General features: G+C 47.1%; 11 protein-coding genes. 6 read left to right on the plus strand and 5 right to left on the minus strand.

Annotated features, from left to right (window positions below; all coding sequences use genetic code 11):
* Positions 1 to 1,169: 1,169 nt before the first annotated feature.
* Positions 1,170 to 2,060 carry a porin Omp33-36 gene (omp33-36, locus tag FTT89_RS08640; RefSeq protein WP_255209518.1) on the plus strand — a complete coding sequence of 297 codons (891 nt, stop codon included), beginning with the start codon at positions 1,170 to 1,172 and terminating at the stop codon, positions 2,058 to 2,060.
* Between the two features lie 65 nt (positions 2,061 to 2,125).
* On the opposite strand, the gene FTT89_RS08645 is transcribed toward omp33-36, so the two are convergent.
* A complete protein-coding gene (locus FTT89_RS08645; RefSeq protein ID WP_168370789.1) occupies positions 2,126 to 4,093 on the minus strand; it encodes a choline BCCT transporter BetT in 1,968 nt (655 codons plus the stop codon).
* A 172-nt stretch (positions 4,094 to 4,265) separates the two neighbouring features.
* Positions 4,266 to 4,946: an ion channel gene (locus FTT89_RS08650; protein ID WP_005180739.1), complete on the minus strand. Its 681-nt coding sequence runs from the start codon at positions 4,944 to 4,946 to the stop codon at positions 4,266 to 4,268.
* Between the two features lie 99 nt (positions 4,947 to 5,045).
* On the opposite strand from FTT89_RS08650, the gene FTT89_RS08655 reads away from it, so the two are divergent.
* Genes FTT89_RS08655 through FTT89_RS14565 form a run of 3 tightly spaced genes read left to right on the plus strand, consistent with a single transcriptional unit; the run spans position 5,046 to position 6,471 of the window.
* A complete protein-coding gene (locus FTT89_RS08655) occupies positions 5,046 to 5,570 on the plus strand; it encodes a hypothetical protein (protein WP_180172837.1) in 525 nt (174 codons plus the stop codon).
* Between the two features lie 3 nt (positions 5,571 to 5,573).
* The gene (locus FTT89_RS14560) at positions 5,574 to 6,119 is read left to right on the plus strand and encodes a hypothetical protein (protein WP_257229711.1); all 546 of its coding nucleotides are present in this window, start codon (positions 5,574 to 5,576) and stop codon (positions 6,117 to 6,119) included.
* The gene (locus tag FTT89_RS14565; RefSeq protein ID WP_257229712.1) at positions 6,091 to 6,471 is read left to right on the plus strand and encodes a hypothetical protein; all 381 of its coding nucleotides are present in this window, start codon (positions 6,091 to 6,093) and stop codon (positions 6,469 to 6,471) included. The genes FTT89_RS14560 and FTT89_RS14565 overlap by 29 nt, the downstream gene beginning before the upstream one ends.
* Positions 6,472 to 6,513: 42 nt before the next feature.
* Here FTT89_RS14565 and FTT89_RS08665 read toward each other — a convergent pair whose 3' ends face one another.
* Positions 6,514 to 8,229, minus strand: coding sequence for a cation acetate symporter (locus FTT89_RS08665; protein ID WP_075167300.1), 1,716 nt, complete (start codon positions 8,227 to 8,229; stop codon positions 6,514 to 6,516).
* Between the two features lies 1 nt (position 8,230).
* Positions 8,231 to 8,563 (minus strand): DUF485 domain-containing protein, encoded by a 333-nt coding sequence (locus FTT89_RS08670; RefSeq protein WP_005180745.1) that lies wholly within the window; start codon positions 8,561 to 8,563, stop codon positions 8,231 to 8,233.
* Positions 8,564 to 8,747: 184 nt separating this feature from the next.
* Between FTT89_RS08670 and FTT89_RS08675 the strand changes: the two genes are divergently transcribed.
* A complete protein-coding gene (locus FTT89_RS08675; RefSeq protein ID WP_005180746.1) occupies positions 8,748 to 12,236 on the plus strand; it encodes a PAS domain-containing hybrid sensor histidine kinase/response regulator in 3,489 nt (1,162 codons plus the stop codon).
* A gap of 405 nt (positions 12,237 to 12,641) precedes the next feature.
* On the plus strand, positions 12,642 to 13,409 hold the full coding sequence (locus tag FTT89_RS08680) for a hypothetical protein (protein ID WP_180172838.1): 768 nt from the start codon (positions 12,642 to 12,644) through the stop codon (positions 13,407 to 13,409).
* Between the two features lie 65 nt (positions 13,410 to 13,474).
* On the opposite strand, the gene FTT89_RS08685 is transcribed toward FTT89_RS08680, so the two are convergent.
* On the minus strand, positions 13,475 to 14,125 hold the full coding sequence (locus tag FTT89_RS08685; RefSeq protein ID WP_180172839.1) for a response regulator transcription factor: 651 nt from the start codon (positions 14,123 to 14,125) through the stop codon (positions 13,475 to 13,477).
* Positions 14,126 to 14,324: the final 199 nt, after the last annotated feature.

Below are 14,324 nucleotides of genomic sequence, written 5' to 3' on the forward strand. Positions count from 1 at the left end.
GGCAGAGCAACGACCTGAAGCGGATGACCACACTGCTGAGGAAAAAATAACAGGACAGCGGTAGCGTTCATTCAACTATAAGTCGAATAAATCAACAAGATAACTAAAAAATTGTGACAAGGTTAACAAATTTATTGATTAAGTTGAATAAAAACCGACGAAATTAGAGTAAGTTTCTATTTTTTTGAAGGGCAACCGAGATTGCATTCTCTTAAAAATTAAATATAAGCCAATGATTTATATAATAAAAATAAGGTTTTAAAAATTGTATAAAAAATTAAAGAAAACATTTTACAGCTGCATCAAATAAGTGCATAATGCACCGCATTGGGGCGACTTTAGATATTCCTCAGCAGAATTTTAAATTTTCCCGCAAATTTTGGCTAAAAAATCCCGGTTTTCGTTGAAAACCGGGATTTTTTTATGGTCATATATTCAATAGCGCTTTTTAATTTAAGAAATATTGCACCAACATAGTGCATAATAAATTTATACTTAAGCGGTTTTTAATCCTGACTACAGGATTCAGGCATAAAAAAAACCCAGCCTTGGGGAAAGCTGGGCATATAAAAAGTAAAACTTTGTGGAGAATCTCAGTGCAGTTCCTCTAACCTCTAGTCCTGCATCAAGAAAAATCATGACCGAAATCACAATTTCGATAAAGCTGACCAAACGGTATAACTTTACCTAGCCATTATGATACTTATCACACTTTTTGTAAAGCCTATTAAAATAGTCTGCTTTTAGTTTAACCAGTATTAATAGTCAGCGAATTTAGACCTATAAAAACCAGAAAACGTAGAAAAAAAGTAAAGCGTTATCAATTTCAGCTACATAATCCTGGTCTTAAGTTTCATTTTTTAAGCTTTATGCGCTGCTTTTCACATTTTTATTAGATTGCTTTTATAGATAATTTATATTGAATCAATTCATATTAACTATCAAGAAAAGTGAGGCAGCAAACACTTTTCTTTCGCAAATGAGATTTAGCCGCTTGTTCTTTATACACTTTTTAGGTTGACAACAGATTTATCAATTGACTACTTTTTCGCCTATACATATTTTAGAGCAATTACTCAACTAAATAATCTCCTTTGTCTTCATTGACTTAATAAATTGTTACAATACAATGCCTATTGTTTAATCCATTTTTAACAAAACTGGTAACTATCATGAAAAAACTCGGTTTAGCCACAGCTTTATTATTAGCCATGACCGGTGCTCAAGCGTACCAATTTGAAGTTCAAGGTCAATCAGAATTCCTAGATACAACTGAAAACGATCAAAACTTTACTGGTGCAGTTCAAGGTACTTACTACTTCAAAAATGTTGATTCAACTAAAGGGCCTTTAGCTGAAGCTGCATTTTTAAACCAAGCATCTAACTTTTCTTTAGCTTACCAATATGGTCAATACGATGCGCCACGTGAAGGTGGTCGTTCAGATGTAGAATCTCATGTTTACGGTGCTAAAGCTGAAGCTTACATTCCGACAAAATTCGTTCCAGCCTATGCAAGCGCTTCTTATAGCCACACGCACAACGATGGCAAAAATGAATTTACTGCTGATGACAATGGCGACCGCTATGCATTAGAAGTGGGTGCATTGCTAGCACCAAACTTTCTGGTTGCTGTAGGTTATACCAGCATTGCTGACACAATGGCTGTTGATGCCTTCGGTACACTTGCAAATGGTGCAGTTAAAGCCGTTGGTGAAGCATTAACAATCAATGAAGATCAAGATGCTATTACTGCACGTACTAAATACGTGGGTGCAATTGATGGTACAAACATGGCAATCGGTTTTGAAACTGGCCTTGTTTACGGTGAAAGCACAGCGTACAACCTGAAAACTGATCTTTACTTAACGCCTGCTCTTAGCGTAGGTGCTTCTTATGCTGAAACTAGCGGTGATTTCCTAATTGATTCAGCTTGGGGTGCAAACGTAAACTACTTCATCACTCCAGCAGTTGCAGTTGGCGCAAGCTATGTAAATGCTAACGCTGAAAATGCAGCAGTAGATACTCAAACTGTTGGCTTAAATGCTAAATTCCGTTTCTAATCTGATTTAGAAACTGATGTAAAAAAGACGCTCTATGAGCGTCTTTTTTTGTTTGAAAGAAATGATTATTCCGGACTACGTACAATACTCAGGAAATATAAATGCCGTTCATATTGATCCAGGATATCCTGCAGTAAATCTTCCTGGGTCCAGTCCATTACATCGTAGTTCTGCCCGCCCTCTCTTAAAAATACCTCAGCCTGATAAAACGGCGCATCGGCCGTGACTTCTGGCATAAAGCTCGGCGGCACAGTTTCACGGGACACCACCTGATAAATAAAGTTAATCTCATGCTGATGATCGACCTTTAAACGCAGGCCATCTTCCAGCGAATCAATCGACACAGTCAGATGCCGCTTCTGGAACTCCTTCTGAATATTCTCAAAAGCCTGCTGTACCTGAATCTGAATATACTGTTCTACCTCAGCCTGGCTATGCGGATAATGCATGATCAGCCCCAGACGCTGTTGCCAGCTGCGTGGATTATGAATGGCGCGCGGCGTAATCCGCGCTTCCTGCAAGGCATTCATTTTGGTGACATCTAGCCGTAGGGCTTTGAGCAGGCCCCAGCACATCAGCAGCAGAATGAGGGTAAATGGCAAGGCACTCATAATGGTGGCCGACTGGAGCGCACTCAGGCCACCGGCCAATAGCAGGATAATCGCCAGCACCGCCATCAATACGGTCCAGAACAGCCGTTGCCAGACCGGAGAATGTTCCGTTTTTGCAGTGAGAAAATCTGTGACCAGCGCACCCGAATCTGCCGAAGTAACAAAAAACAGCATCACCAGCAGGGTCGCCAGCAGACTCATGATGGAGGCAAAAGGCAGATTACTTAAAAACTCAAACAGGGCCACCGAGGAGTCCTGCTGTACTGCGGTCATCAATTGCAGATTCGCTTCATGCAAAATGCTATACAGCGCGGCATTGCCCATAAAACCCATCCAGACCAGGGTAAAACCAGTCGGAATCAGCATTACTCCCACAATAAATTCACGGATACTGCGTCCTTTGGATACCCGGGCAATAAACAGTCCCACAAATGGCGACCAGGAGATCCACCAGGCCCAGTACATGATGGTCCAGCCCCCAATCCAGCCACTCGGTTGATAGGCATATAAATTGAAGGTCATATGAAACAGATTCGAGGCATACTGACCAATATTCTGAATGGTGGTTTGTAGTAAATAGATACTCGGCCCCGTTATAAATACAAATAACAGCAGCACCACCGCCAGCACCAGATTCAGCTCTGACAGCCGTTTAATACCTTTGTCCAGACCAAAAAACACCGATAAAGACGCCATGCTGCTGACCACAATAATCAGGATCATCTGGGTACTGGCGCTTTGCTCAATCCCGAATAAATAATTCAGCCCCGAATTGATCTGAGTCACACCAAAACCTAAAGTGGTGGCAATTCCGAAGACAGTGCCGAGCGTGGCAAAGGTATCAATCCCATCTCCGAGCGGGCCGTAAATTTTTGAGCCAATCAGCGGATACAGGGCCGAACGGACTTTTAGCGGCAGATTGTGCCGGTAAGCAAAATAAGCCAGTGCCAGCCCGACCAGCGCATAAATGGCCCAGGCATGAATGCCCCAGTGGAAAAAAGAAATGCGCATCGCCTGCTGCGCTGCCTGGATGGTGGCCGGCTCACCGACCGGTGGTGAAACATAGTGCATCACCGGTTCAGCCACGCCAAAGAACATCAGGCCAATGCCCATCCCGGCGGTAAACAACATTGCAAACCAGGAACCCTGATGATATTCCGGCTGGCTATGATCCGGACCGAGCTTGATTTTGCCTATATCGGACAGCGCAATATAAATCAGCAGAATCAGGAATACCGCCACCGACAGCACATAGAACCAGCTAAAAGAATCGGTAATCCACTGGTTCATGCGCTGGGTCAGCAGTTCAAAACTATTGGGCGCCAGCAGCACCACCGCCAGAAAAATCGCAATAACCGCGACCGTACTGATAAATACATTCGGATTGATATTGCCCCACCAGGGCAATTTTTCGGAAGGCATAACTCCCCCATTTTATTTTTAAAGATGATAGACAGACGCTTTAGGTCCGGGCAGCATTCACCGCAAAGGTGAACAAAAGATGAGTGTCGTGAGCTTAAACTCGCGCACAGCTTAGTCCTCTCGCAGCAGAAACACTATTGAACTGCTGTAACACAATAGCCCAAGCCGATGATTAATCTTTATTTCTGGGCAAATGACGAATGTATTGCAGGGCAATCAGCCGGGAAACAATTAAGGCCAGATACATCACCCCGCAAAACATTTGCAGCATGGCAATCACCCGTACTGCCGGACCAATCGGCATCAGGTCAGACAGGCCGGTGGCAGACTGCAAACTGAAACTCAGAAACAGTAGATCCAGCCAGCTTTGTAAATCTGGTTGGGTCGGATGATAAAAACTGGAAGGATCCAGTATCTGGCAAATATTGTAAACAAAGGCAAACGCCCAGGCAATTAAGGTGAATACTGCGCCGGCGGCAAACAGTTCATCGCGAGTCAGGTAACGGTCTTCAAACATATAACGCAGCAAACCATAGGCCGCACTTAAATAGGCCGCGGCTTCAAAGGCATGACTAATCACCAGCACGGTCGGGTTATTAACCCCCAGCACAATCAGCAGAGAAAAGAACAAGGCGCCCGTGACAAAGCTCAGCCCTAAAAAAGTAAACATCGGGGTCTGGCGAATGACTTTGGCAATTAACAGCAATACCACCACACCCAGCATCCAGATCAGCACGCGATAGGTGGCATGATGACTGAGCAGCGACAACACGAGAATAAAAAACTGCATTAACAGCAGCCAGGCCGAAGGCAACAGCCGGAATCCTTTCCATAAATCAATGAATGCTTGCATGGGCACATCCTGGGTATCTTGGTGTAATGCGGACATCACTTTCTTTTTTGTTCTGATTACCATAGCATGCTTAAAAGCGCAGACAGATCACTCCTTTGTATGAAAATTACAGAAAAAGTACGTCAAGAAATCACCCAGATTGAATTCCGGGATGACCTTTCTCAGGATAAAAAAATTGCCAAAATCACCCATCTGGCCTGTGCCACCTGTGCCGGTGTCGCCATTCAGCCCCTGCCTTTTGCCGATATTCTGATTCTGACACCCTTACAAGGCTACTTTGCCAGCCGGATTGCTGCCATTCACGGTATTAAACTGACCGACAATGAAGCGCTGGACTGGGTCAAGGAACTGATCGGGCTGGTGGGTTTGGGCATCGCCGCGCAGCAGATTGCACTGGGGGTCTGGAAAACCGTGACCTTTGGCTTTGGCGGCCTGCTGACCATTCCACTGGTCTACGGCCTGACTTTTGCGATTGTGAAAGTGGCTGATCTGTATTTTTCCCATAAAGCCCGTAATGAAAAACTCAGTGAGGAACGCATTAAAGCGGTATGGAAACAGGCGTTCCAGCAAGGTAAAAAACAGGGACAGGCTCAGGCAGAGCAGCTGCAACAGCCAGAGGATTAAGCCATGACCCGATCGTCCTCTCCGATTCACTATCTCCGTAAAAATTTTGATGCGCTGGCCATCACCACCGTATTGGCCAAACTGGCCTGGAACGCGCGCACGCCGCAACTGACTGAAGCGGATCAGGCGGTACTGGCTGCATTAAGACGCAGCCATGCTGAACTGGCAAACGCCCCTCTGGAAGATATTCAGGCTTATTTACAGGGTTTTGATGAGCAGCAGATTGTCGGGCTGGTATCGACGGTTAAAGGCATGTTGCATGATATGGAGTTTGTACGGCTGGACCATGAAGATGGCGACAGTCTGTATGCCGCGTATCTGGACCAGCACGACCATACCGATTTTGATGTGCTTCTGGCCGATCAGCACAGCGGCGAAAGCTGGCAACTGCAACTAAAAGCCATCGAAGGTACTGGCACCGGCAAAGACTGGATTGCTGCCCCTCCTGAAGAAATGTTGCTTGCCACTGAAGAAATCGCGGCACAGTTGGGTCTGGAAAGTTCTGGTCTCAGCACCAAAGATGACCCAGAGCGTGGAAGATGCGATTGATGTGATTGTCACCGCCAAAGACCCGAATGATGAACATTTCTGGGACTACTTTCCGGCCATCTCCGTGGCCAGTGTTTCACTGGCGATTTATGAACTGTTCCGGCGCTATCAGCAGCAGGAAATCAGCTGGTCAGAATTTAAATGGATGGCGGCCAAAGTATCTGGCATCAAGGTCAGTAAAATTGCCTTTATTGGTCTGCTGTTGGGTCTACCGGTGGTCGGTCAGGTCACGGGTGCCTACCTGGTCGCCAAGCTGTTACTGAATGCCAAAGCCACCTGGTTTGAAAAAGAATCAGCGCTATATCGCAAACTACAGGCCTACTGGGCCAGCAAGCAAAAACCGCAGCCATAAAAAAGCCCCTTGCGGGGCTTTTTTTAGGCATATCTGCTCATCTTAGTGATCAGATGCACCTGAGATACCAATACCGGTTTGTGAGCGGACAAACTGTGCATCGAATGCTTTACGTTCCGCTTGTGCTTGCGCAGAGTTATCGGTAATCGAGAACAACCAGCAGCAGAAGAATGACAATGGCATTGCGAAGATTGCAGGACCGTTAAATGGCACCACTGGTGTATCAGAAATTGCCAGCGTATCGACCCAAACTGCTTTCGACAATACGATCAGCACGACAGCAGACACCAGACCTGCAACACCACCAATCACCGCACCACGTGTGGTTAAACCTTTCCAGAACATCGACAGAACCAGTACCGGGAAGTTCGCACATGCCGCTACCGAGAATGCCAGACCCACCATGAACGCAACGTTTTGTTTCTCGAACAGAATACCCAGAATCATCGCGAAGATCGCTAAACCTAAAGTTGCGATTTTAGACATACGCAGTTCAGATTCAGGTGTAGTTTGACCTTTCTTGAATACGTTGGCATACAAGTCGTGAGAGATTGCTGAAGCACCTGACAGGGTCAGACCGGCAACCACCGCAAGAATTGTGGCGAATGCAACCGCTGAAATGAAGCCCATGAACAGGTCGCCACCGACTGCATCAGACAGGTGTACCGCTGCCATGTTGTTACCACCCACCAGCTCAAGTTTGCCAGTGACTGCCATTTTCGCGACATCCAGGAATTGCGGGTTGTTGGCCACATACAGGATCGCACCGAAACCAATGATGAAGGTTAACAGGTAGAAGTAACCAATAAAGCCGGTTGCAACCACAACAGATTTACGTGCTTCTTTGGCATCTTTTACCGTGAAGAAACGCATCAGGATGTGTGGCAGACCTGCAGTACCGAACATTAATGCCAGACCCAGTGAGATCGCATCAATCGGGTTAGATGCCAGGCTACCTGGACCCATGATATTGGCTGCATCAGCCAGGCTCAGGTCATGTACCTTCGAGAACACCTGAATTGATTGTTCAAACATATTGGTGAAACTGAAGCCCACACCTTTCATTACCATGAAGGCCATGAACGTTGCACCAGACAGTAACAGTACCGCTTTAATGATCTGTACCCAGGTCGTTGCCAGCATGCCGCCGAACATAACGTAAGCCATCATCAATAAGCCAACCAGCACAACTGCGATGTTATAGTTCAGACCGAACAGCAGTTTGATCAGCTGACCTGCACCCACCATCTGTGCAATCAGATAGAACGCCACGACGACTAGCGAGCTGAATGCCGCCAGGGTACGTACCGGTTTTTCTGATAAACGGAAGGAAACTACGTCAGACAGGTTGTATTTACCCAGGTTACGTAAACGTTCTGCAATCAGGAACAATACGATTGGCCAGCCCACCATGAAGCCCAGTGAATACAGCAAGCCGTCGAAGCCTGACATAAACACCATGGCGGAAATACCCAGGAAAGACGCAGCCGACATATAGTCACCGGCAATGGCCAGACCGTTTTGGAAACCTGAAATACCACCACCGGCAGTATAGAAGTCTTTGGTATTGGTGGTTTGTTTCGCTGCCCATTTGGTAATGAACAGGGTCGCACCCACAAAGATCAGGAACATGATAATTGCAGGCCAGTTGGTGGCTTGTTGTTCTGCTGCGCCCAGATCAGGTGCGGCAAAAGCCATACCTGACATCATCAACGCAGAAGCTGCAGCAGCTTGCGCCTTCAATGAAGTCCATTTCATCTTAGTCTTGTCCTTTTTGTTGTGCAATTGCTTCTACTTCACGCATTGCTTCTTCATTCAGTTGATCCAGCTTGTTATTCGCAATATAGGAATACACTGCACACAAAATGAAAGATAACACGATGATGCCCAGACCCAGTGGAATACCCCAGGTCGTCACGCCACCAGAAATGGAAGATAATAGAAACTCTTTGTTATAGCCAACTAACAACATGAAGCCGACATAAACGATTAACATGATTGCGGTAAGCGTCCAGCTAAGATTACGCTTTTTTGCAACCATTTCTTTGAATTTTGGATTGTGTAGAATTCGATCTACTTGAGCCTCATCCATAGTTTTACTCCTTGAAACGCCCAGCCTTAGGCGTAATTTTTAATTCGAATTATATTCATGATGAAAACTAACAAGTTTGTAGGGTGCTTGTAATTTAGACTTTGGTCGTTAAATTTTGAGCAATTCAAACTGATGCGTTCACGAATAGAGTATTATAACGCGAGATAAATACACCGCGGGTATTATGAACAGCTGGCTGATTATCGGGGTGTTAGCCCTTTATATTGCATTACTTTTTATTTGTGCATTTTTTGGTGAAAAACATGCGAGCCGCCTCAGTACGCGCGGTCGTATGCTGCTGTTCAGTCTGACCTTGGGCGTCTACTGTTCATCCTGGACCTTTTACGGGGCCACTGGTGCAGCGGTGCGTGAAGGCATTATCTTCCTGCCGATCTATTTAGGGCCGCTCTTGTTCGTGGCGGTTGGCTATGACATCTGGCGCCGTTTGGGTCGGGTCCGGCAACATCATGCCATTTCCTCGATTGCCGACTTCGTGGCAGCGCGATATGGCAAAAGTGGTGCCCTGGCCTCGCTGGTGACCATTCTGGCAGTCATTGCGATTATTCCCTATCTGGCCCTGCAGTTACGCGCAATTGCCTTAAGTGCTGCCGTAATTCTGGATCAGACCACCCATGTCGAAAGTACCACCAATGGTGTACTGTTTTTAACCGCGCTGCTGGCAATTCTGGCGATGCTGTTTGGCACCCGGCAAATTGCCAACACCGAACAGCACGGCGGTTTAATGCTGGCGGTGGCGTTTGAATCTTTCGTCAAGCTGTTTGCCCTGCTCTGTGTGGCCGGTTTCTTTGTCTTTGAATCGGCCGATAACCTGAAGCAGATCAGCAATGATGTGGCCCAGACCTTCCATGAAGTGCAGCTGTTGGGCGTACCGGAAACTTTCTGGGTGCAAACCCTGCTGGCCGCACTGGCGATTATCTGCTTGCCACGCCAGTTCCACGTGGCGGTGGTCGAATTACGCGATGAAAAACATATTCGCGGGGCACGGCGCTGGTTTGCCGTTTATCTGATTTTAACCACCATCGCGATTATTCCAATTGCCAGCTGGGCCTTACATGCCGCGCCGCAATATCTGATGATTCCGGATGTCGCGGTGCTGTCCTTACCGCTCAGCTATAATCAGGAATGGCTGACCTTACTGGCCTTCCTGGGTGGTTTTTCGGCTTCAACCGGGATGTTGCTGGTGTCTTCAGTGGCGCTGTCGATCATGCTCAGTAATGACCTGATCATGCCGGCGCTGTGGCGCTCGGGCCTGATTTCGCGTCATGACAAACGGTTGCCACTGGTGCTGAAATTCACCCGCCGCATCTGTATTCTGGCGGTGATGCTGCTTGGCTTCCTGTTCTTCCATTTCTTTAATGATATTGACCAGCTTTCGGTCTTCGGTTTACTGGCCTTTAGTGCGGTAGCGCAGTTCTCCCCTGCCCTGATTGGCGGGCTGTACTGGCGCGGCGGCAGTAAACAGGGCGTCTATGCCGGCCTGATTGTCGGTTTTATCATGTGGGCCTATACCCTGCTCTGGCCAACGGTTTTACGCAGTCTGCCAGAACAGTTCTCGGCGATTACCCAGTATTATTTAACTGTGGGGCCATTTGGTATTAATGGCTTACGTCCGGAAGCGCTGTTAGGTTTTGAATCATTTGCGCCGCTGACACATGGTGTGGTCTGGTCACTTGGTCTGAACCTGTTGCTGTATGTCTGGGTATCGCGCATATTCCGCCCGAGCGTGGCCGAACAGATTCAGGCTGAAAGTTTCTTCTACTATGAAACCAAGCCGCTGCCATCGCACACCACCAGCAATGAAGTCAGCTATTCGCATCAGGATGTGGCGCGTCTAAAAGTCGGTGACCTGATTACGCTGGCCAAACGCATTACCGGTGACGAACCGACCATGCAGGCCTTCCGGCAGTTCAGTGAACAGAATAACGTGGTGCTGAATGAAAACAGCAATGCCAACGGCATGTGGTGGCGTTTTACCGAACAGTATCTGGCTGGCACCATTGGCGCGGCATCGGCGCGAACCCTGCTCACCACGGCGATGGTCAACAATGGTCTGGCGCTAGGTCAGGTCGCCAATATTCTTGACCAGGCCTCCCAATGGCAGCGCTTTAACCAGAACCTGATCATGACCATGATCGACCACATGACCCAGGGGGTGAGCGTGGTCGATGAAAACATGTGTCTGGTGGCCTGGAACAATCAATATCTGAAACTGTTTGATTATCCAAAAGATATTGTCTATGTCGGCTGTCCAATTGCCGACCTGATCCGCTATAACGCCGAGCGCGGCGAATGTGGCCCGGGCTCGGTGGAAGAACACGTGCGTAAACGGATTCACTGGATGAAAGTCGGCAGTGCGCATGAGTTTGAACGTATCCGTAAAGATGGCCGCGTGATTCAAATGCGCGGTAATCCGATTGAAGGCGGTGGCTTCGTGACCACCTTTGCCGATATTACCGCCTTCCGTGAAAATGAAGCGGTCCTTGAAGCACGTGTACAAGACCGTACCCAGCAATTGGCCGATGCCCTGGCCGAACAGCAGCTGGCGCGCGAACAGGCCGATAAAGCCAATATGTCCAAGAGCCGCTTTATTGCCGCGGCCAGTCATGACCTATTACAGCCGATGCACGCAGCCCGTCTGTTCAGTACCGCGCTGGAGCAAAGCATCCAGTCAGATGATGACCGTAAAACCTTGCAGCAGCTGGATCGTGCGCTGCATGGGGCTGAAAGCATGCTGTCTGCACTGCTGGATATTGCCCGTTTAGAAGGCGGCACTATTCAGCCAAAACGTCAGCCTTATCCACTGCATGACCTGCTCAGTGATCTGGAACTGCAATTTAAATCCATTGCTGCACAGCGTGGCATCCAGTTTGCCGTGCATGATGCCCAGTTCTGGATTGACACCGATCCGCAATGGATTCGCCGGATTATCCAAAACTTTGTCAGCAATGCACTGCGTTATACCGCCAAAGGCAAAGTCGTGGTCGGGGTATTACGTTCTGCACAGCGTCCGCAGCATATCCGCATCGGGGTCTGGGATACCGGTCCCGGCATTGCCGAAGAACAGCGCATTAAACTGTTCCAGGAATTTGAACGTTGCGGCCATACCTCGCCGTGGGGTGAACAGGGTCTGGGCCTCGGTCTGGCCATTGTGCAGCGTATGACCAGCCTGCTGGATTATCCGGTCTATGTCTATTCCACTCTCGGACAGGGCTCCTGCTTCATGATTGAAGTACCGGTGGTGGATGCACCTAAAGCCGTGGCTGCACCGGTTCAGGCCGTACCGCTGAAAACCAAGGCCTATAAAATTCTGTGTCTGGATAATGATGAAACCATTTTAGAAGGCATGGCGACCTTATTGGGCAAATGGGGCTATCAGGTCTTTAAAGCCACCGAACCGGAACAGGCCCTGGAGATTATCCAGCAGGAAAATATTCAGGTCTGGCTGGTCGATCAGCATTTAAATAACAATAAAGTCGGTCTGGACTTTATTCTGGCCAACCGTCAGGAAAATGTACCAGTGGCATTAATTACCGCCGATTCGGATCCGGAATTACCGCAGCGTCTAAAAGAGCTGAATATCGTGTTGCTGAAAAAACCGCTGAAACCGGCCTCCTTGCGAGCCTGGTTATCCGGTCTGAAAATTTCAGCTTAGGCTGACATATTTTGAAACCTCTTTGCGGCTTCGGTAACAAAGAGGTTTTGTATTTTGGGCCTGAAAATGGCGATTTATTGCAGCCCGCTAGGCAAAACTGCTCAAAACAGGCGCTATCTGCCTGACAGCCATTGGCAGAAAATTCCATTGAATTATTTACTATGGCAAAGGCTACCAAAAATCTCAGTGTACAGCTGTATACCTGGTTACAAAATTTTAATCTTATGATTTTTAAAATTATTTTTTGATTAAAAAATACACATTAGACTTTAGTCGTATATCTGATATGTAGCAATACGCGCATAAAAAAGACATTAAAAAGAAAAGATCAGTGTTTAGTCTGGAGATGAGCCCCTGAACGTCCTGTCCGGAGCTGATCATCATCCAGCCTAGAGGAGTTTTTTGATGAGTCGTTCAAGCGCAGTACAGCAAGGTCATGAGCAGAACCAACAGTTTCACCGTCAGTATGGCGCCAATGCCCTGTTGCCGGCCATCGACTGGAAAACCCTGTTTCAGCACAGCAAATTAGAACATGCGCATATTGAAGCCCTGAATACCATTTATCAAACCGCTGTACCGCTGGCCTTACAGGTCTTTGATGAACTGCATTTTGATGTATTTAGTCCGGCAGCCTATAAACCACAAGGACTGGGCCTGTTTGAAAAACTGTCTGAACAGGAACAGAAACTGCTGCGTTCGCTGGAAACTGAATGTGACTGTCTTGGTGCCACCACCCGTCACCAGATCTGGAGCATGCTGCTGCGCGGTGGTGCGGTCCTGGTATTTAAAGCCTGGCTCGGCAAAGTCAAAACCGATAAAACCGAACTCGATACCAGCCAGTTTGATGAACTGTCCGATTTACTGTTTATCAAAACCCCGCCGCATGAACTGGCACAGCGTTTAGGTGTAGATATTCATTCCCATGAAGATCATATCTTCCTGATGTATGGCAATGATGTCTATTTGGACCGTTTTAACAGTCTGGAAACTGCCGCGCTATTTGTCGATTTAGGCGTCTATGATCCGGCATTTTTAAGCCTGCGCGATGACCGTATTGCCGACTACTTAAAATCCCAGGACTATGTGACTCAGGAACAGATTGATGAATTGCAATGCGCTTTGAATCCGCTGTTCTGTACCGATGCCACACCGAAACAGGATTGTCTGGCTTAAGCCTTAGCCGATCTGCAAAACAAAAAGGACATCATTTGATGTCCTTTTTATATATTTTTCAATATTTAGATTTTCTTTTCTTCAATATTCAGCGCATTAATCGCCAATACCGCCTGGGTACGGTTTTGTACGCCCAGTTTACGGAAAATCGCCGTCACGTGTGCCTTAATGGTCGCTTCAGAAACATCCAGTTCATAGGCAATCTGTTTATTCAGCAAACCTTCAGCCACCATCATCAACACACGGAACTGCTGCGGCGTTAAGGACTGAATCCGCTCTGCCAGTGCAGTTTCATCGGCAGCACGCGGGTCAAAATTGATATTGGCCGGCAGGTTTGGCGGTAACCAGATTTCGCCTTCCAGCACCTGACGAATCGCTTCGCCAATATGGCTTGGGTGGGCAGATTTTGGAATATAACCCATGGCACCATGCGCAATGGCACGCTGGATAATCGACACTTCTTCATGTGCCGACACCACAATAATCGGAATTGAAGGATATTGTGCACGCACATGCACCAGCGCCGAGAAACCCGAAGCGCCTGGCAAATTTAAATCGAGGAGAACAAGATCAGGTTCAGGTCCTTTTTCTAAACGTTCATAGAATTCATTGACTGCAGCAGTTTCATGAATTTGAGCTTGCGGTAAGCTATAGCGTACAGCCTGAATTAAAGCATGACGAAACAGCGGATGATCATCAACGATTAAAATATTCATAAGTGACGTGAGAGATCTTGTGCACAATGGCTCCTATTCTACCCATACAAATGCGGTTAAGGATATGCAAGAGTGAACTATTTTTGGCTTAAACGAGATTTTTTGTCCGATTATTCATATTTTCTTACATTTTCTTAAATCTGAGTTAGGAAATCTGATTTTGATATAACATTTATCAGCCTGATTCAGATGCTTATCT

Source organism: Acinetobacter sp. YH01025, assembly GCF_013420185.1.
Lineage (GTDB): Bacteria > Pseudomonadota > Gammaproteobacteria > Pseudomonadales > Moraxellaceae > Acinetobacter > Acinetobacter indicus.

Excerpts from the sequence above, each read along its gene's own strand:
- FTT89_RS08645 (WP_168370789.1), bottom strand. The coding sequence starts at position 4,093 with ATGCCTTCCGAAAAATTGCCCTGGTGGGGCAATATCAATCCGAATGTA.
- FTT89_RS08650 (WP_005180739.1), bottom strand. The coding sequence starts at position 4,946 with ATGCAAGCATTCATTGATTTATGGAAAGGATTCCGGCTGTTGCCTTCG.
- FTT89_RS08655 (WP_180172837.1), top strand. The coding sequence starts at position 5,046 with ATGAAAATTACAGAAAAAGTACGTCAAGAAATCACCCAGATTGAATTC.
- FTT89_RS14560 (WP_257229711.1), top strand. The coding sequence starts at position 5,574 with ATGACCCGATCGTCCTCTCCGATTCACTATCTCCGTAAAAATTTTGAT.
- FTT89_RS14565 (WP_257229712.1), top strand. The coding sequence starts at position 6,091 with ATGACCCAGAGCGTGGAAGATGCGATTGATGTGATTGTCACCGCCAAA.
- FTT89_RS08665 (WP_075167300.1), bottom strand. The coding sequence starts at position 8,229 with ATGAAATGGACTTCATTGAAGGCGCAAGCTGCTGCAGCTTCTGCGTTG.
- FTT89_RS08670 (WP_005180745.1), bottom strand. The coding sequence starts at position 8,563 with ATGGATGAGGCTCAAGTAGATCGAATTCTACACAATCCAAAATTCAAA.
- FTT89_RS08675 (WP_005180746.1), top strand. The coding sequence starts at position 8,748 with ATGAACAGCTGGCTGATTATCGGGGTGTTAGCCCTTTATATTGCATTA.
- FTT89_RS08680 (WP_180172838.1), top strand. The coding sequence starts at position 12,642 with ATGAGTCGTTCAAGCGCAGTACAGCAAGGTCATGAGCAGAACCAACAG.
- FTT89_RS08685 (WP_180172839.1), bottom strand. The coding sequence starts at position 14,125 with ATGAATATTTTAATCGTTGATGATCATCCGCTGTTTCGTCATGCTTTA.